The sequence below is a fragment of the Herbaspirillum lusitanum P6-12 genome (assembly GCF_000256565.1).
Classification (GTDB): domain Bacteria; phylum Pseudomonadota; class Gammaproteobacteria; order Burkholderiales; family Burkholderiaceae_D; genus Herbaspirillum; species Herbaspirillum lusitanum.
In genome coordinates, this window is sequence record NZ_AJHH01000123.1 from 1 (window position 1) to 18,174 (window position 18,174).

An 18,174-nucleotide genomic window follows, 5' to 3' on the forward strand; every position below is an offset into this window, starting at 1 on the left:
ATTGCGAATTGCTGCTGCATAGCCTGCAGCTCGCGCACCACCTGCATCAGCTCGGCGCAAATGGCGGCATCCAGCAAACCCGGATAGCTTTCCAGGAATTGCATGAGCTCATCGAGCGGCTGCGCCAGCGCCAGCAGCGGAGCGAACCGGACCGACGCCGCGCTGCTTTTGAGCGAGTGGCTCGCGCGCAGCGCTTCCGCTGCGATCACCTCAGGCGTGGCGGTCTGCCACTGCGCGATTTGTGTCGCCAGGATGTCGAGCAGATTGGCCGATTCCTCGCTGTAGATCTGGTGCAGCCTGACCGGCAAGACGAGGTCGCCGACCTGGCAGGTTTCGTTACGGTCGGCGGCCAGCTTCTGTGTCGGTGGCAGTTCATGCCCGGCGACTGCGGCCAGCAAGCGATCAGGACTACGCGGCGAATTTCCGTTTGCGCTGATCTCATCTATCCACGCGCTTAACTCCGCCACGGTGTAGTCCAGCAAGGCGTAATCACCCGTCGTGCCCGACCTGCCTGCGGCGGACCATGCGGTAGCGAATTCCTCGAGCGCCATTGCGCCGCGGCCCAGAGCGTTGAGCCCGACCATCCGGCCGCTGCCCTTGAGCGTGTGGAAACTGCGCCGCAACACGACCACCTGCGCCATGTCATCGGGCGTCGCATGAGACGCCGCCAGCGCGTGGCGTATGTTGTCCAGTACTTCGTTGGCTTCGAGCAGGAAGACTTCGCGCAGGTCGGCGTCAATTTCATCTGGCTGCTGGGGTGCAAGCTGTGGAGGCTGCACAGCAGGCTCTGTTTTTGGTGCATCGGGCGGCGCCATCGGCGCTGCCATGTCGGGAGCAGCGGCAATGTTTGCTTCGTCGAACTTGCCGGGATAAACCATCGACTGCGGCGCATCATGCAGCAACGGCATCGACAGGCTCAACGCCGCCATGTTATGGGCGAGGCGCGCCAGGCTTGCGGGCTCCGCCGCCGTAGCATTCGCCGCACCAGCCGGCGGCAGGCTACCGATGTCGACGGCGCACAGTTCCAGCACTTTCCAGGCGGCCGTCAATTCCAGTGCCTGCGCCACCGTCGCCAGTTGTTGCGCCAGCAATCTTGCCTCATGCAAGAGGCCGGACACGGCGCGGCCTTGCAAGTAAGCGTCCAGCAAATTCTCAAGGCGACCGAGGTCGGTCGTCAATTGTGCGACCGCGTTTTTCAGCGCGGGACGACGACGCACCGCCTCGTCGTGCGGAACGACCTGCCGGGGCGCAATGCCAGTCTCAATCGCGACGAGGCGGGCGCGCAAGCCCATGCAGGCATTCCGTATGGAGTCGGCGGCAACGCCGGCCATGCCCGGTTTTGCTTCGACGGACGCAAGCAAGCCGATCAATTCCGCCACGTCCGGCGCCAGCGATGCAACACCGATGAACGCCAGCGTATCTGCGCCCTGGCGCAACAACACCCGGGCCTGCCGCACCGCCGGAGGACTACCGTCGCCGAGCAACTGCATCGCCTGATCGACGGTCGCGATCAGCCCCGGCGCCAGCGACGCCAGGGCGGACGGATCCGCCAACTGTGGCTCAGAGGCGGGATCGGAAGCCATGCGCAATCTGCAAGTTGGACTGGCCCGGGAATATCAGGCGCATCAGGAATATCAGGCGCATCACGGACATCACGAAATGGTGACGCGGAAGCGCGACACGGAATTCTTGAGCAACTCGGCCAGGTCATGCAACTCATTGAACAAGAACAATACCTGTTCGCGCCGCTGCTCGATGATTTCGTTCTCGCTGAGAATGTTCTGGATGTCGTGCGCCACGCTGTTGGCGGAGGTGGCCTGGTGGCCGGTTGAAGATGAAATGTCCTGGATCAGTTCGGCCAGCTGATTCGACACGCGGCGTATGTCCGACAACGATGCGCCGGCGGCATCGGACAACTTGGCGCCGTCGACCACACCGGCGGTCGATTTCTCCATTGCCGCCACGGCGTCATGCGTGTCGGCCTGAATCATGCGCACCAGCGCGCCGATCTCGGAACGTTCCGCGAGGCGTTGCACCTCTTCCGCCACGACCGAAAAACCGCGCCCGGCTTCACCGGCAGAAGCCGCCTGAATGGCGGCGTTCAGCGCCAGCACGTTGGTTTGGTCGGTGATGTCGGAAATCAGTTCGGTGATCTCGCCGATCTCCTGCGACGACTCTCCGAGGCGCTTGATGCGCTTGGAAGTTTCCTGGATCTGCTCGCGGATTTCGTTCATGCCCTTGACGGCATCTTCCACCGCCTTGGCGCCGCGCTCGGCCACGACCACGGAGTGACGCGCGACGTCGGCCGACTTATTGGCCGAGATGGAGACGTCGGTAATCTGAATCGACATCTCGAGCATCGACTGCCCGGTGTCATGAATACGACGCGCCTGGATCTGGCCGGCGCTGGTCAGCTCCTGCGCATTGTCGCGCACCTGGTTGGAGGCAGCCGCCACTTGCGAAGCGGTATGCGTGACCTGTCCGACCAGGCCGCGCAACGCTTCGACCGTGTAGTTCACCGAATCGGCGATGGCGCCGGTGATGTCTTCGGACACGGTGGTGTGCACCGTCAGATCGCCGTCCGCGACTTTCTGCAACTCATTCATGAGTCGCAGGATCGCTGCCTGGTTGATGGCGTTGGTGCGCATGGCGCGCTCTTCCTGTTGTTGCGCGTGCAGGCGCTGCGCCTCGGCTTCCTGGCGGCGCAGCTCGGCCTCTTCGGCATTGCGGCGGCTGCTTTGCAGCTGCACCCAGGATATGCCGACGCCGCAGACCAGCGCCAGCCCCATCGACAGCAGCATGATCCAGAACGTCCACGAGCGGGTTTCCTGCGCCTGCCGATAGTCGTTTTGCAGCACGGTCAGATGCTGCTTGAGGGTTTCGTTTTCAAGGAATACCAGTTGTTCGGATTGCTTGGCGGCGATGAAGTTTTGCAGGTTGCCGAGGATGTTGGCGACCAGCGGCTGGTATTCCCCGAAGACCTTTTCCAGTTCGTTGAGCTTGTCGCGCACGTCCTTGTCGCGCACCGCGTTGATGCCGAGGATTTCACTGCCATTGAGGAAGCCGTCGATGATGTCGCGGAAGGTGTTGACGTCCTTGCCGAGCAAGAAGGCGGTTTCCGGATTGACGCCTTCGGAGGTCAGAAACTCATTGGCGCTGCGGCCCAGGCGCAAAGTCAGCAGCACCAGTTGCGCTGCGGCCGCGGCTTCACGCGGCGAGTTGCCGCCCTGGGATTGCAGCATCGAAATCTATTCGCTCAGGTCCAGCAGATTGGGCGACAGCAGGCGCAGGCGCGCCAGGGTGACGCCGAAGCCGGTCAGTTCCGGTTGCAGCTTGAGGATGGTGGAAGCGGCCTTGTCGGTGTGATCCCAGATCTTTTGCACGTCGACGAGCACGGCGCGCATTTCCGGTTCCGGCTTGCGGATGGCATACCCTTGGTATTCTCCGCCCAGCATCAGGACATTGAGTCCCTGGTTGAACTCCTTGCGGCTTTCGGTGAGCTGGTTGAAGGCTTCCCGATTGCCCTGAATGGCGTTGGGTACGGCCTTGCCGATGCGCTGCGAATGCATGACCAGGTCGCTGGTGATGTGCGCCTGCAAGCTGGCGTGGATGTAGTGCTTGGAACCGAGCCACAGGAAGAAGAACATCGACAGCAATGCCAGGATCAGCAGCAACAGCAGAATGCGCGTCTGTGCGCGCAGCGACTGGCGGCCGATGAACGGCAGGCGGGTGTGCTGGTAGCGCTCCATGTACTTGTCCGCTTTGGCGCCGATGACCGATGGCTGGCTCGCCCGGGTTCCCGCTGGCCCGCCTGTTTTATTCTTCGAAATATGCGGCAGCTTGAATGCCATGGCTAAGGCTCCTTGTTACGATGTCGTTGCGCGTTGGCGGTCAATTTGCTTTCCACGCGCGGCACTCAATGCGACAGCTTTTATAGTCCGACTTGCAAGAAACGCGGATCTTCCACAATCTCGGCGAGGCTGATTTCCACCCACTCGTTCAGGTCGCCGTCGAGATAACGTCTGCGCCCGCAGTCACCGCTCTGCTGCTCGGTCATTTCCTGGATGTGCCGCAATCCCAGAACGCGCGACAGCAGGAAACCCGTGTTGCCCGACAAGGCGAGGGAAACCACCAGCACGCGGCTTTCCTTGCCGATCGTCTGCGACGGTCCGCCCAGAAAACGATCGAGATCGACCACGCCGATCAGGTTGCCGCGCACATTGGCCAGTCCCAGGTACCAGTCCCGCGCCAGCGGCACTTTGGTCACCGCGATCAGATTGACGATTTCGCCTGCTTCGCGCAGATTGACCAGGCAGCGCCTGTCGCCGATCATGACGCCAAGGCGGCTGTCGCGCATGCCGGAGCCGTCGCGCGCAGCCTCCATCCGCTCCAGCAGACGCGCCTGGAATTCATGCAGCCGGCCGTATCGCCATTGATCAGGAACTAAGTCCACCCTCGCCTCTTCTGTCTGGGCCGAATGCTTGCCGGACATGGTCCGGCGCGCGTTCAGCCGATCGCCGCAATTTTTGCCAATAATTCCAGCGCATCCACCGGCTTGACGACATAGTCGCACGCCCCCTGGCTCAAGGCCCAGATGCGATCGGTTTCCTGGTCCTTGATGCTGCACATCATGATCGGGATGTCCTTCAGGCTGGGATCGCGGGTCATCTGGCGCGTCATCTGAAAACCATTCTTGCCGGGCATGACGACATCCATCAATACCAGTTCCGGCCGGTTGCACCGAATCTTTCCCAACGCCTCTTCGCCGTTGTCGGCGGTGTCGACGTCAAACCCATGCTTGCTCAGGATCTCGGTCAGGAGATAGCGGTCGGTCGGCGAATCATCGACGACGAGAATTTTCTTGATCCCCATTGCACTGTCGCTCCGTACCTGAGAAGTGCTTTTTGCTATAAATGCGCGGCTGCAGCCTGCCCCCCGGCGTATGTCCTGACGGCCTGCAACATGCCGTCTTCCGTAAATGGCTTGGTCATGAACGCTGCGGCGCCGACGATGGCGCCGCGCGCCCGGTCGAACAACCCGTCCTTGGACGACAGCATGACCACGGGAGTTGCATGAAATCTTGCATTTTTTTTAATTAATGCACAAGTCTGGTAACCGTCGAGCCGAGGCATCAAGACGTCGCAGAAAATCAGGTCGGGGGTGCAATCGCCTAGCTGGGAGAGTGCATCGAAGCCGTCTTCGGCCAGCATGACCTGGTGACCGGCCTGCCCGAGGAACAGCGCAGCGGAGCGCCGGATGGTGGCGCTGTCGTCGACAACGAGGATCGTGAAGCTGTGGCGGGCTTGCACATCAGTCATCAGAACTCCGTGGAATGGTTGCAACAGACGCGAAGGGGTGCTGTTCAACTGTATCGTTTCAGTTGAACCGTTCCAGCCGCCGTCAGCCTGCGTTAGCCGACTATAGCAAAGCGGCCGCCGACGCATAAATGGAACAAGCCCGCTTTGCCCCCTCATTTGAGAGCAAAGACGAGCTTGCGGGCCGTTCCTGACGGAAACTTCGCGGGCGTGAGCCCTTTCGGGATCAAGCCGGGTCAGTGAATCAGAGCGCCACCATTTCAAAATCTTCCTTGCGGGCGCCGCATTCCGGACAGGTCCAGTTGATTGGAACGTCTTCCCAGCGTGTGCCGGGAGCGATGTCCTCGTCCGGCAGACCGGCTTCTTCATCGTAGACCCAACCACAGATCAGGCACATCCAGGTCTTGTATTCTGTTTTGCTATCGCTCACGGCTGACTTCCCTCAATTCAATCTAAAGTAAAATGGTAAACCAGATATCTTAATCTACTCGTCGTGCAAAACCAAACATCTCCACTGATATTAACCTTTGGCGCAGCCGACCCGGTCGGCGCAACCGGCATCCAGGCCGATCTGGCCACTTTTGCCGCCATGGGCTGCCACGGCCTGTCCATCATCACCTCCATCCTGGTGGGCGACACCGCGCGTATCGAGGACATCCAGGTCATTGACGTCGACTGGATGGCCGACCAGGCCCGCGTCATTCTGGAAGACATGCCGGTAGCGGCTTTCAAGGTCGGTGCGGTGGGCAGCATCGAGAATATTTCGGCGATTGCGGAAATCGTTTCCGACTATCCGGATATTCCGTTGATCCTCGATCCGTTCATCACCGCCATGCCCAGCCAGGAAGGCGACGACGATGACAACCTGATCGCGATCCGCGAATTGCTGATTCCGCAAACCACGCTGATGCTGGCTTCGGCCGTCGAACTGAACCGCCTCGCCGAAACCTGGCGCGAACCGGTGCCCAGCGATGCATTGCAGCTTGATGCCATGCGCATCGTCGAAATGGGTTGCGAATACCTGTTCGTCACCGGCATGCCGGGCGGCGATACGCACGAAGTCGCCAATGCGCTGTTCGACGAATCCGGCGTGATTCGCCGCGATAGCTGGCAACGCCTGCCGGGCTCGTTTACCGGCGCCGGCTCGACCTTGTCCGCCGCCATCTGCGCCATGCTGGCCAACGGCCTGGAAATTCCCGAGGCCGTCTCCGAAGCGCAGGAATTCACCCTCGCCGCTTTAGCCCACGCACAACGTCTGGGCATGGGCAAACTGATCCCCGACCGCTATTTCTGGGCGCGCGAAAACGACGCACCCAATTAATCCTTTTCCATTCCGTATGAACGCACACAGCCCACGCAATACCAACGAATCCCTGTTCGCCCGCGCCCAGAAAACCACGCCCGGCGGCGTCAACTCGCCGGTGCGCGCCTTCCGCTCGGTCGGCGGCACGCCGCGCTTCATCACCAAGGCGCAAGGCCCGTATTTCTGGGATGCCGAAGAGCGCCGCTATATTGACTACATCGGCTCCTGGGGTCCGGCCATCGTCGGCCACGCCCACCCGAAGGTGGTGCAGGCGGTGCAGGAAGCGGCAGCGCGTGGCCTGAGCTTCGGCGCACCGACCGAAGGCGAGATCGACATGGCCGAAGAAATCTGCAAGCTGGTGCCTTCCATCGAGCAGGTACGCCTGGTCTCGAGCGGCACCGAAGCGACCATGAGCGCCCTGCGCCTGGCGCGCGGCGCCACCAAGCGCGACAAGATCGTCAAGTTCGAAGGCTGCTATCACGGCCACGCCGATTCCTTGCTGGTCAAGGCCGGCAGCGGCTTGCTGACGTTCGGCAACCCGACCTCGTCGGGCGTACCGGAAGATTTCGTCAAGCACACGCTGGTGCTCGACTATAACAACACGCAACAGCTGGAAGAAGCCTTCAAGGCCGCCGGCAACGACATCGCCTGCGTGATCGTCGAGCCGGTCGCGGGCAACATGAACCTGGTGCCGGCAACGGCGGAGTTCCTGCAGACCATGCGCCGGCTGTGCACCGAGTACGGCGCGATCCTGATTTTCGATGAAGTGATGTCCGGTTTCCGGGTGGCATTGGGAGGCGCCCAGTCGCTGTACGACATCACGCCCGACCTGACCGCGTTGGGCAAGGTCATCGGCGGCGGTCTGCCGGTTGCCGCGTTCGGCGGCCGCGCCGATATCATGAGGCATCTGGCGCCGCTGGGCGGCGTGTACCAGGCCGGCACGCTGTCGGGCAATCCGGTCGCGGTCGCAGCAGGCCTGACCACGCTCAAGATCATCCAGGAAGCCGGTTTCTATGAACAACTGTCGGCGCAGACACGCAAGCTGGCCGACGGCCTCAGCGAAGCTGCCCGCGACGCGGGCGTAACGTTCTCCGCCGATACGATGGGCGGTATGTTCGGCCTGTACTTTTCGGCTGCGGTGCCGACCAGCTATGCCGAAGTTATGCAAGGCGACAAGGAACGCTTCAACATGTTCTTCCATGCCATGCTCGACCAGGGCGTGTATCTGGCGCCGTCGGCGTTCGAAGCGGGCTTTGTATCGGCACAGCATGACGACGCCGTCATTGCGGAAACTCTGGTGGCGGCACGCACGGCTTTCGCGGAGATCGCCAGCTGAATTGAGGATGATCGGAAGCTGAGTCGCTGATACTTTCAATCCCCCATCGATTTGCCGGTATCGGCAAATCGGCGGCACAAAACAAAAAAGGACGCTTGCGCGTCCTTTTTTACGTCTTGGAAGACGGATCCGGCGGCTTGTTGAGTTAAGCCGAGAAAGACGAACCGCAACCGCAAGTGGTTGTGGCATTCGGATTCTTGATCACGAATTGTGCGCCTTCCAGGTCGTCCTTGTAGTCGATCTCTGCGCCGACCAGGTATTGGTAGCTCATCGAGTCGATCAACAGCTGGACGCCGTTCTTGGTCATGGTGGTGTCGTCTTCGTTGACGATTTCATCAAACGTGAAACCGTACTGGAAGCCGGAGCAACCGCCACCCTGCACGAACACGCGCAACTTCAGGTCTGGGTTGCCTTCTTCTTCGATCAGTTGTGCAACCTTGGCGGCGGCGCTGTCGGAAAAGACCATCGGGGCTGGCATCGATGTTTCGGGGATTTCGGCTACGGCATTCATATCAGGCTCCTGCGTCTGCGGACAATGAAGACATTATAAGCCGTCTGGAAAAATCATGCATCGCCGCCGGCCGAAGCGGCCAGCTTGAGCACCGGCGCCTCTTCGGTCTGACCATGGCTGAGCTTGCCGGACACCAGGGCGCCGCCATGCATTTCCAGAGCTTTGTAATATACATCTCCGGTTATGCGGGCTTTCGGCTGTAATTCAAGTAGCTCGACCGAATGAACGTCGCCGATGATTTCGCCATTGACGATCAGGTGCACCGCGCGGATTTCGCCGACGATCTTGGCATGCTCGGAGATCACCAGCACGCTCGGCTGGCCGGCTTCGGCGTTGATATTGCCCTTGATGTGGCCGTCAATGCGCAATCCGCCCTTGAAATGGACGTCGCCATGGATACTGGTGGAAATGCCGATCAAGCTGTCGATCGTGCTTTTGGATTTACGTCCCAACATGATTCACCTCACAAATTCACGGATTGCTGGGCGCGCATCTGGCCTCTTTCGAGTACGCGAGCCTGAATCGCCTTGATGGTTGCACCCTCGGGCAGAGTCAATACGCCCTCCACCCGCTGATAGTACTTGAATGCGAGCTTGTAGCGCGCCGGATCTGTCGCGTTTTGTTCGGGGAAGTTGATAATAACACTTTTGCCGCCCTGCAACACTGTCACCGCAAGTTGCAGGTTGCCCACAAACTGACGCCCCTTTTCGCCTTGAATCGCGAGCAATTGATAACGCACCTGGTTCGGCACGACCACTTCCGCTTTCAGGCGCTGGATGGTGATGCCGTCGACACCGACGTTGGTTGGCAGCAAGCTTTCAAAAAACGACAGGTCTTCCTTGAGCTTGTTGTTTTCCGTCACCAGCGTCTTGATCTGCCCGGCCAGCTGCGCCTGCGCCGAGCGCTCGATGTTGAGCTGGCTTTCGGCGGCATTGGCGCTGGTCGACAATTGCTCGCGCTCGGCGCTGAGCTTCTTGACCTGCTCTTTCAGTTCGACCACCTGGTCGCGCATGCCGTCCGGATTCAGGCCGGCAAAGTTGTTGCGTCCAAGGTCGTAAGCCAGCATCGCCAGCGCGCCGCCGAGACCGACCACCACCGCCAGGAACACTGCACGCAGCGGCCAGGGCATGTGACGCTTGATGGTCATCTTCGGCGCCGAAATCGACATGCGCCGGACCCATAACTTGTACTTCACGGCAGAACCGGCACGTGCAGCAGGCCGGTGGTTTCCTCCAGGCCGAACATCAGGTTCATGCATTGCACGGCCTGGCCGGACGCGCCCTTGACCAGATTGTCCTGGACCACCAGCACCACCACGGTGTCGCCGTTGTCCGGACGGTGCAGAGCGATGCGCAACATGTTGGAAGCGCGCGTGGTGCGGGTTTCCGGATGCGCGCCGAACGGCATCACGTCAATGAACGGTTCGTCCTTGTAGGCGTCTTCAAACAACGCCTGCAATGCGGCATTGTCGATGTCCTTGGTCAGGCGCGCGTACAGCGTCGAATGCATGCCGCGGATCATCGGCACCAGATGCGGCGTAAACAGCAGACCGACCTTGTCGCCGGTCAAGGTGCTGAGGCGCTCGACGGTTTCCGGCGAGTGACGGTGGCCGGACACGCCGTAGGCCTTGAAATTGTCGGAGGCTTCCGAAAACAGCGTGGCGATCTCGGCCTTGCGGGGCCGGGGCGCCGGAAACGCCCGATTTGCAGTCGGCGATGAGGTGCGACGCATCGATCACACCAGCCTTGAGCAAAGGCGCAAAACCCAGTTGCATGGTGGTCGGGTAGCAACCCGGATTGCCGACCAGACGCGCCTTGCGGATGGCGTCGCGATTCAGTTCGACCAGGCCGTAGGCGGCTTCCTTGAGCAGCTCAGGGCAGCTGTGCGGCATCTTGTACCACTTCTCGAACGCGGCGATGTCTTGCAGGCGGAAATCCGCCGCCAGATCGATCACCTTGACGCCGGCGGCCAGCAACTCCGGCGCCTGGGCCATGGCGACGCCATGCGGCGTGGCGAAAAAGACAACATCGCAGTCGGTCAGTTTGGCTTTGTCGGGCGAGGAGAAGGCGATATCCACGCGGCCGCGCAGCGACGGATACATTTCCGCTACCGGCATGCCATCTTCCTTGCGCGATGTCACTGCCTGCAACTGCACTTCCGGATGCGCGGCGAACAGGCGCAGCAACTCCACGCCCGTGTAACCTGTGCCGCCGACGATACCAACCTTGATCATGTTTTTTCCTTGCTGAATGGGCTTTCCCGGGAGCCTTTGATTTTAACAGGAGAATATTTCTGTCACATTACCCTAAGGCCCGCCGATTCAAAGCGCAAATAAGGGCGAAAAATCCGCCCCGGAATGCAAAAAGCCGCCAGGCTTGCGCCGGCGGCTTTTCGTTGTGCTGAAAAGCACGCGTCGATATTAACGCTTCGAGAATTGTTTTGCGCGACGAGCTTTGCGCAGACCAACCTTCTTACGTTCGACTTCACGTGCATCACGTGTAACGAAACCTGCCTTGGACAGTTCCGGTTTCAGTGTTGCATCGTAGTCGATCAGAGCGCGGGTGATGCCGTGACGAACAGCACCAGCCTGGCCGGATTCACCGCCGCCGTGGACGTTGACCATGATGTCGAAACGCTCGACGTTGCTGGTCAGTTCCAGTGGTTGACGAATCACCATCAGACCGGTTTCGCGCGAAAAGTATTCATTCGCTGGCTTGCCGTTGACGACGATCTTGCCCGAGCCGGACTTGATGAAAACACGCGCCACTGCACTCTTGCGACGGCCGGTTCCGTAATTGTAGTTACCGATCATGTCTATTCCTTAGAGTTCGAGTGCTTTAGGTTGCTGAGCAGCGTGCGGATGGTTGCCATCTGCATAAACCTTCAGCTTCTTGATCATCGCGTAGCCGAGCGGGCCCTTGGGCAACATGCCCTTGACCGCTTTTTCCAGCGCGCGACCTGGAAAACGCTGTTGCATTTTCAGGAAATTGGTTTCGTAGATGCCGCCTGGGTAGCCGCTGTGACGGTAGTACGTCTTTTCAGTTGCTTTGGTGCCAGTGACACGCAGTTTGCCTGCATTGATCACAACGATGAAATCGCCGGTGTCAACGTGCGGAGTAAATTCTGGCTTGTGCTTGCCGCGCAGTCGGAGTGCCACTTCGCTGGCAACACGTCCGAGGACTTTGTCCGTCGCGTCAATCACCAACCACTCGCGCTTTACCTCATGGGCTTTAGCGGAAAAGGTTTTCATGATGACTTCCTAATATTAAAAATAAACGCTCAATTTGGCGGTTCTGCGACTATCGAAGCGGCGTGCTGCACATGCTGCCTCGTGATGCCAAACGCAGACTCTTCCTTGTTATCTTTCCCAGAGCGAACGGAAAGCCGAGAATTATAGCCTTTTCAAGGACTTAGCGTCAAACCCTTTATTCCCGGAGCCGCGCGCAGTGGCCTTTTCGGCACATTTGTCTATGAGGCTGCACCGGGCGGCAAGACAAAAAAAACCCGGAACGAGGGTTCCGGGCTTAAATCCACACCAAAGGAGGAGGGTGGAGGAGACAGGGTTGATTGCGTCGAAAACGTCAATCAGTGGAATTCAATATAGCAAACGAAATTGTGCACTGCAAGATTTAATTTGTACTATGTAGCGCAATTTAAAATAGAGGAAAAGCAATAGTTTTTGCTGCTTCGCAATATGCATTTTTTTGCCTATTCGCGAATCCTCGGCGCGATCATGGCAAACCCGGTTTGCCGGAAAAGTTACAATAGCCGCCTCCCCTATCAATCGAATGAGAACGCATATGGAATGCACAGTACGTTGGACCGGCCTCTCCTCAGGCATGACCTTCCTCGCTGAAACCGGCTCCGGCCACGTCGTCGCCATGGACGGCGCGCCCGACGGCGGCGGCCGCAACCTGGCGCCGCGCCCGATGGAAGTGGTGCTGCTCGGCACCGGCGGTTGCACGGCCTACGATGTGGTGGTGATTTTGCGCAAAAGCGGCCAGGACATTCGCGGTTGCGAAGTGACGCTCAAGTCGGAACGCGCCGAACAGGATCCGAAAGTGTTTACCAAGATTCACTTCCATTTCACCGTACGCGGCCGCAATCTCAAGCCGAACGTGGTGGAGCGCGCGATCAAGCTGTCGCACGACAAGTATTGCTCGGCCTCGATCATGCTGGAAAAAACTGCGGAAATAACGCATTCGTTTGAAATCGTCGACGACCTCGCCGACCCGCCGCAGCAACTGCAGCAGCAATAAGCCAAGGGCAACTTGACGATCATCGGCAAGGCGATCCCGGCCGCGACGGCCGGGGCCCTCAACCTTGCGCTCAGACCCGGTAAGCCACCGTAGTCATGACCTTCGACATGATCTTCATTGCGCCGCGGATGGCCGCCGGCATCTCTGCCGCGCCGAGGGCCTTGGCGGCCTCGCCGTGCTCGACTTCATCCTTGCGCATCTGATCGACGATGGCGCGCGATTTGGCGTCTTGCGCCGGTAACTTTTCCAGATGGCTGATCAGGTGCAACTCGACCTGGCGTTCGGTTTCAGCAACAAAACCAAGATTGCGCGCATCGCCCACGCGCGCGGCGATTGAGCCGAGCAGGTAAGAGCCGACGTACCATAATGGATTGAGCAAGCTGGTGTGCGAGCCGAGTTCACGCAGGCGCTCGGCGGTCCACGCCAAATGATCTTCTTCCTCTATTCCCGCATGCGCGAATTGCTGCTTGAGCGCCTGCGCCTGGGTGAAACGCCCCTGCGCGTCGTACAGCGCCTGTGCGCACACTTCACCGACATGGTTGACGCGCATCAGGCCGGCGCTATGCCGCTTTTCAGCATCGCTCATGGCGGCGTCGCCGATCTGCGCGGCCGGATTCGGACGTGATGACGCCACCACGCCGCTGACCACGCGTAAGGCCTTGTCCAAGTCATGAATCAGTTTATCGGCGAATAACATAGGCGCAGTCTCACTCAGAAAAAAACGGTTTCAACGATGCTCAACGATGCTTCAGGCCATCTTCCAGGCGATGGTTTCACCGCCGTTGAGCGGCACCACGCTGGTGTCGCCCATCGGCAATTCGGCCGGGATGGTCCAGTTCTCACGACGCAGCGTGACGCTGCCCTGATTGCGCGGCAAATCGTAGAAGTCCGGGCCGTTGAAGCTGGCGAACGCCTCCAGTTTGTCCAGCGCGCCGGCTTGGTCAAACGCCTGGGCGTACAGCTCCAGCGCGTGCAACGCGGTATAGCAGCCGGCGCAACCGCAAGCGTGCTCCTTCAGGCCCTTGGCGTGTGGCGCCGAGTCGGTGCCGAGGAAGAACTTGTCGCTGCCGGAAATCGCCGCCGCAACCAGCGCCTGGCGATGGGTTTCGCGCTTGAGCACCGGCAGGCAGTAGTAATGCGGACGGATGCCGCCCTTGAAAATCTCGTTGCGGTTGTACAGCAGGTGATGCGCGGTGATGGTCGCGGCGGTCGGGCCCTCGGACGACATCACATAGTCGGCGGCATCCTTGGTGGTGATGTGTTCGAACACCACCTTGAGCTCCGGCATGTCGCGGCGCAGCGGCGTCATCACGCGATCGATGAAGACCGCCTCGCGGTCGAAAATGTCGATGGCCGGATCGGTCACTTCACCGTGGACCAGGAAAGGCATGCCGGTTTCCTGCAGCACTTCCAGCGTCTTGTAGCAGTTGCGCAGATCGGTCACGCCGGCGTCGGAGTTGGTCGTCGCACCGGCCGGATACAGCTTGACCGCGTGCACGAAACCGCTGTCCTTGGCCTTGCGAATTTCTTCCGGCGGCGTGTTGTCGGTCAGGTACAGCACCATCAGCGGTTCGAAATCGGAACCGGCCGGCAGCGCCGCCAGGATGCGGTCGCGATAAGCCGAAGCCAGCGCCACGGTGGTGACCGGCGGCTTCAGGTTGGGCATGACGATCGCGCGGGCGAACTGATGAACGGTGTGCGGCAACACGCTTGCCATGGTCGCGCCGTCGCGCAAATGCAAATGCCAGTCATCCGGACGGGTAATGGTCACTACGTCGCTCATCGCTGTTCTCTTTCCTGATCTTGTTGCTCATGTTTAACCGCCGTGCCAGGCATCGGCAGGCTTGTCTGCCCGAGCATGAAATCCCGCTATTTTACCGCAAGGGATGGCGCGCGCCGGCTGCGCCACATCAAGCCGCGCCTTGCCCGGAAATGCAAAAAACCGCTGCGGCCGGAGCCGGAGCGGTTTTGCCTGTGCTTGCATCGGCGGACACGTCAGCGTCCGCAAATACAGCAAGCTGATGCGATCAGTGCGTGATGATCTTGGCCAGGAAGTCGCGGGCGCGATCCGAGCGCGGGGAACCGAAGAAGTCTTCCTTCTTGCAGTCTTCCACGATCAAGCCCTTGTCCATGAAGATCACACGGTTGGCGACCTTGCGCGCGAAGCCCATTTCGTGGGTCACGACCATCATGGTCATGCCTTCTTGCGCCAGGCCGACCATCACGTCCAGCACTTCATTGATCATTTCCGGATCGAGCGCCGAAGTCGGCTCATCGAACAGCATCGCGATCGGGTCCATCGACAGCGCACGGGCAATCGCCACACGTTGCTGCTGGCCGCCCGACAGTTGGCCCGGGAACTTGTCTTTTTGTGCGATCAGGCCGACGCGGTCGAGGTACTTCAGACCTTTTTCGGTGGCTTCAGTGACGCTGCGACCCAGCACCTTGACCTGGCCGATGGTCAGGTTTTCGCGGATCGACAGATGCGGGAACAGTTCGAAGTTCTGGAACATTGGTCTTCGGATCGCCGACGGACACGCCGTCAACGGTAATCGTGCCCTTCTGGAACGGCTCCAGGCCGTTGACGGTCTTGATCAGCGTCGACTTGCCCGAGCCCGACGGACCGCAGACCACGACCACGTCGCCCTTGGCCACGCTGGTGGTGCAATCGGTCAGAACCTGGAAACTGCCGTACCACTTGCTGACGTTATTGAGTTCAATCATTTATTTCTCCTAATTCCTGAATACGGTATGTCCGCCGGCATCAGGCGCATGCCGCGCCGGCGAGGGTCGTTAGCATTGGTTAGCGAATGATGGCGATCTTGTGCTGGAAGCGCTTGACGGTTTGCGACAGCACGAAGCTGAGCACAAAGTAGACCACGGCGACAAACAGGTACATTTCCACCAGACGGCCGTCACGCTGAGCGATCTTCGATGCGCTGGTGACGAAGTCCGGCACCGAGCCCAGCACGTAGACCAGCGACACGTCCTGGAACAGCACGATGGTCTGGGTCAACAGGATCGGCGTGACGTTGCGGAATGCCTGCGGCAGCACCACGTTGCCCATCATCTGCCAGTAGTTCATGCCGATCGCGTAGCCCGCAAACACCTGGCCGCGTGGAATCGACTGAATGCCCGAACGCATGATCTCGCAATAGTACGCAGCTTCAAACAGGATGAAGGTAATCAGCGCCGACTGGAACGCACCGACCTGGATCGGTTCGTTGGCGCCGATGACCCAGGCGCCGATGAACGGCACCAGGAAGTAGAACCAGAAAATCACCAGCACCAGCGGCACGGAGCGAATCAGGTTGACGTAAGTGGTGGCGATGAAGGACAGCGGCTTGTTGCTGGACAGGCGCATCATCGCCAAAAAAGTGCCCAGGATGACGCCGCCCACCATGGCCGACACCGTCAGCACCAGGGTGAACTTGAGGCCGGTCGTGATCAGGTAGAACCACGAACGCTGGATAATATCGAAGTCGAAATTAGAAAACATAGTTTAATGTCCTCCCGAGCTGGAGCTGCCGGTCGTGATGTAACCGGGCACGGCGGTGACGCGCTCGAGGAAGCGTGCCAGCATCAGCGCGATGACGGAAATGATGATGTAGATAACGGTGGCGCCGGTGAGCGATTCGAAGGTCTGGAACGTGAATTCGCGCATTGAGTAAGTCGCTGCGGTCAGTTCCACCAGGCCGATGGTCAGCGCCACCGAGCTGTTCTTGATGATCGCCGCAAACTCGTTGGTCAGCGCCGGGATGATGATGCGAAACGCCATCGGCAGCAGCACGTAGCGGTAGGTCTGCACGGGCGTCAGACCCAGGGCGGCGCCGGCCATGCGTTGACCGCGCGGCAAGGCGTTGATGCCGGTGCTGACCTGCACGGCGACGCGCGAGGACGTGAAGAAACCGAGTGCCAGGAAGGCGGTGACGAACGACGCTTCGGGCAGGCTCTTGAGCCAGTCTCCCATTGCGGCGGGCACCAGTTCCGGCATCACGAAGTACCAGAGGAACATCTGGACCAGCAATGGAATATTGCGGAACAGTTCAACGTAGCCGTTGGCGATCTTGACGGCCCAGGGCTTCTGGGTCGTGCGGATGGTGCCGATGACCGTGCCGAGAATGAGCGCCATGATCCAGGCCAGTACGGCCGTGGCGATGGTCCATTTCAGGCCGATCAGTAATGTATCGATGTAGGGGATGCCGTCGGGAGATTGCTCCCAGAATATGCCCCAGTTCCAGTTGTAATGCATAAATGCCCTCGTCTTCTCGTCTCGACTCGTTTGCGATCAAGAACTCCATTTGCATGGCGCTCTTCGGCTGCCTGCGCCGGCTTTCACTGAGGTGAAAGACGACTTCTGAGCAGGTCTTGCTTTTCTTCGCCAACTTAAACAAAACGGGACAACTCCCCCGTTTCGTTTTTCATGCTGCGCGGCAATCAGATGCCAGATGCCGCGCTTTCAAGCTTCTCTCCGACTTACTTCTTCTTCGAAGATTGCTTTTGCGCTTCAGGCACGGCTGCGTAAGCAGACGGTTCGCCGGAATCGGTTGGCTTGGCGAAGACGGCTTGCAGTTGCGGGCTCATCGGCACGTTCAGGTTGACACCCTTCGGTGGGATCGGCGATTGGAACCACTTGGCGTAGATCTTCTTGATGTCGTCGCCCTTGTAGACGTTGACCAGCGCGTCATCCACGACCTTCTTGAAGGCGGCATCGCCCAGCGGCAGGATCAGGCCATACGGCTCGACCGACAGCGCTTCGCTGGAAACAACGTAGTCGCCAGGCGCCTTGGAGTTGGCAGCCAGCGACGACAGCAGGATGTCGTCCATGACGAACGCCACTGCACGGCCGGTTTCCACCATCAGGAACGCTTCGGCGTGATCCTTGGCAGCCAGGATGTTCATGCCCAGGTTGCGTTCGGTGTTCAGCGTGGTGATCTGCTTCAGGTTCGATGTACCGGAAGTCGACACGATGGTCTTGCCCTTCAGGTCATCCAGCGTCTTCAGGTTGGCAGCCTTCTTGGTCAGGAAACGGTTCGCGGTAACGAACTCGGTGACGGCAAAAGCGACTTGCTTCTGACGTTCCATGTTGTTGGTCGCGGAATCGCACGAGATATCAGTGGTGCCATTGGCGATCAGTGGAATACGGGTTGCCGAAGTCACGGGAACCATCTTCACGTTCAGCGAAGTCAGACCCAGTTTCTTCTGGATCGCAGTTGCCGCTTTCAGGCACAGATCGATCGAGTAGCCTTGATACGATTGCTTGTCGTCCAGGTAGGAGAAAGGAATCGATGCATCACGAACGCCCAGCGTCAGCGTGCCGGTTTCCTTGATTTTTTTCAGACGACCGGTGAACTCTTCAGCGTGGACCGAGCCCATCAAAACACTTGCCCCAACCAACACCCCTGCGAACTTTAATAACTTCATGTGACCTCCTGGAAAAATTTTTTTTT

Annotated in this window: 18 protein-coding genes and 3 pseudogenes; 3 read left to right on the forward strand and 18 right to left on the reverse strand. The window is 59.6% G+C overall.

The features are described 5' to 3' along the window. From HLUSI_RS26885 to HLUSI_RS0104230, 6 genes and pseudogenes are all read right to left on the reverse strand, one after another. The coding region (locus tag HLUSI_RS26885) for an Hpt domain-containing protein (protein ID WP_157137739.1) at positions 1-1,583 on the reverse strand (1,583 nt) is incomplete at its 3' end. A gap of 69 nt (positions 1,584-1,652) precedes the next feature. After that, positions 1,653-3,851, reverse strand: a pseudogene (locus tag HLUSI_RS26890) (methyl-accepting chemotaxis protein). A gap of 80 nt (positions 3,852-3,931) precedes the next feature. After that, entirely contained in the window at positions 3,932-4,453 is a 522-nt protein-coding gene (locus tag HLUSI_RS0104215) for a chemotaxis protein CheW (protein ID WP_238533917.1), read from the reverse strand. A gap of 53 nt (positions 4,454-4,506) precedes the next feature. Further along, positions 4,507-4,872 carry a response regulator gene (locus HLUSI_RS0104220; protein WP_016832791.1) on the reverse strand — a complete coding sequence of 122 codons (366 nt, stop codon included), beginning with the start codon at positions 4,870-4,872 and terminating at the stop codon, positions 4,507-4,509. A gap of 35 nt (positions 4,873-4,907) precedes the next feature. Next, complete coding sequence (locus tag HLUSI_RS0104225) at positions 4,908-5,318, reverse strand: response regulator (protein ID WP_016832792.1); 411 nt, start codon at positions 5,316-5,318, stop codon at positions 4,908-4,910. A 241-nt stretch (positions 5,319-5,559) separates the two neighbouring features. Continuing rightward, positions 5,560-5,712: a rubredoxin gene (locus HLUSI_RS0104230; protein ID WP_040503154.1), complete on the reverse strand. Its 153-nt coding sequence runs from the start codon at positions 5,710-5,712 to the stop codon at positions 5,560-5,562. A 96-nt stretch (positions 5,713-5,808) separates the two neighbouring features. Between HLUSI_RS0104230 and thiD the strand changes: the two genes are divergently transcribed. Together thiD and hemL are read left to right on the forward strand one after the other, a co-directional pair. Beyond that, complete coding sequence (gene thiD / locus HLUSI_RS0104235; protein ID WP_029363116.1) at positions 5,809-6,636, forward strand: bifunctional hydroxymethylpyrimidine kinase/phosphomethylpyrimidine kinase; 828 nt, start codon at positions 5,809-5,811, stop codon at positions 6,634-6,636. Positions 6,637-6,652: 16 nt separating this feature from the next. Then, positions 6,653-7,954, forward strand: coding sequence for a glutamate-1-semialdehyde 2,1-aminomutase (gene hemL, locus HLUSI_RS0104240; protein ID WP_016832795.1), 1,302 nt, complete (start codon positions 6,653-6,655; stop codon positions 7,952-7,954). Between the two features lie 145 nt (positions 7,955-8,099). Here hemL and erpA read toward each other — a convergent pair whose 3' ends face one another. From erpA to rplM, 6 genes and pseudogenes are all read right to left on the reverse strand, one after another. Continuing rightward, entirely contained in the window at positions 8,100-8,465 is a 366-nt protein-coding gene (gene erpA / locus HLUSI_RS0104245) for an iron-sulfur cluster insertion protein ErpA (RefSeq protein WP_016832796.1), read from the reverse strand. 53 nt (positions 8,466-8,518) lie between these two features. Further along, complete coding sequence (locus HLUSI_RS0104250) at positions 8,519-8,920, reverse strand: bactofilin family protein (RefSeq protein WP_016832797.1); 402 nt, start codon at positions 8,918-8,920, stop codon at positions 8,519-8,521. A gap of 8 nt (positions 8,921-8,928) precedes the next feature. Continuing rightward, a complete protein-coding gene (locus tag HLUSI_RS0104255) occupies positions 8,929-9,633 on the reverse strand; it encodes a DUF6776 family protein (RefSeq protein WP_016832798.1) in 705 nt (234 codons plus the stop codon). Between the two features lie 23 nt (positions 9,634-9,656). Continuing rightward, a pseudogene (gene argC, locus HLUSI_RS26895) lies at positions 9,657-10,698 on the reverse strand (N-acetyl-gamma-glutamyl-phosphate reductase). Between the two features lie 186 nt (positions 10,699-10,884). After that, positions 10,885-11,277, reverse strand: a complete 393-nt coding sequence (rpsI, locus tag HLUSI_RS0104265) for a 30S ribosomal protein S9 (RefSeq protein ID WP_016832800.1) — start codon at positions 11,275-11,277, stop codon at positions 10,885-10,887. Between the two features lie 9 nt (positions 11,278-11,286). Then, complete coding sequence (gene rplM, locus HLUSI_RS0104270) at positions 11,287-11,715, reverse strand: 50S ribosomal protein L13 (RefSeq protein WP_016832801.1); 429 nt, start codon at positions 11,713-11,715, stop codon at positions 11,287-11,289. Between the two features lie 550 nt (positions 11,716-12,265). Between rplM and HLUSI_RS0104275 the strand changes: the two genes are divergently transcribed. After that, positions 12,266-12,724 carry an OsmC family protein gene (locus tag HLUSI_RS0104275; RefSeq protein ID WP_029363117.1) on the forward strand — a complete coding sequence of 153 codons (459 nt, stop codon included), beginning with the start codon at positions 12,266-12,268 and terminating at the stop codon, positions 12,722-12,724. Positions 12,725-12,794: 70 nt separating this feature from the next. Here the strand turns inward: HLUSI_RS0104275 and coq7 are convergent, their stop codons facing one another. From coq7 to HLUSI_RS0104305, 6 genes and pseudogenes are all read right to left on the reverse strand, one after another. Next, entirely contained in the window at positions 12,795-13,421 is a 627-nt protein-coding gene (coq7, locus tag HLUSI_RS0104280) for a 2-polyprenyl-3-methyl-6-methoxy-1,4-benzoquinone monooxygenase (protein WP_016832803.1), read from the reverse strand. A 51-nt stretch (positions 13,422-13,472) separates the two neighbouring features. Further along, positions 13,473-14,507 carry a dihydroorotase gene (gene pyrC / locus HLUSI_RS0104285; RefSeq protein WP_016832804.1) on the reverse strand — a complete coding sequence of 345 codons (1,035 nt, stop codon included), beginning with the start codon at positions 14,505-14,507 and terminating at the stop codon, positions 13,473-13,475. Positions 14,508-14,751: 244 nt separating this feature from the next. After that, a pseudogene (locus tag HLUSI_RS26900) lies at positions 14,752-15,448 on the reverse strand (amino acid ABC transporter ATP-binding protein). A gap of 79 nt (positions 15,449-15,527) precedes the next feature. Further along, on the reverse strand, positions 15,528-16,223 hold the full coding sequence (locus tag HLUSI_RS0104295) for an amino acid ABC transporter permease (RefSeq protein WP_016832807.1): 696 nt from the start codon (positions 16,221-16,223) through the stop codon (positions 15,528-15,530). Positions 16,224-16,226: 3 nt separating this feature from the next. Next, a complete protein-coding gene (locus HLUSI_RS0104300) occupies positions 16,227-16,976 on the reverse strand; it encodes an amino acid ABC transporter permease (RefSeq protein ID WP_016832808.1) in 750 nt (249 codons plus the stop codon). Positions 16,977-17,200: 224 nt separating this feature from the next. Next, positions 17,201-18,148 carry an amino acid ABC transporter substrate-binding protein gene (locus tag HLUSI_RS0104305; RefSeq protein WP_029363119.1) on the reverse strand — a complete coding sequence of 316 codons (948 nt, stop codon included), beginning with the start codon at positions 18,146-18,148 and terminating at the stop codon, positions 17,201-17,203. Positions 18,149-18,174 lie beyond the last annotated feature (26 nt).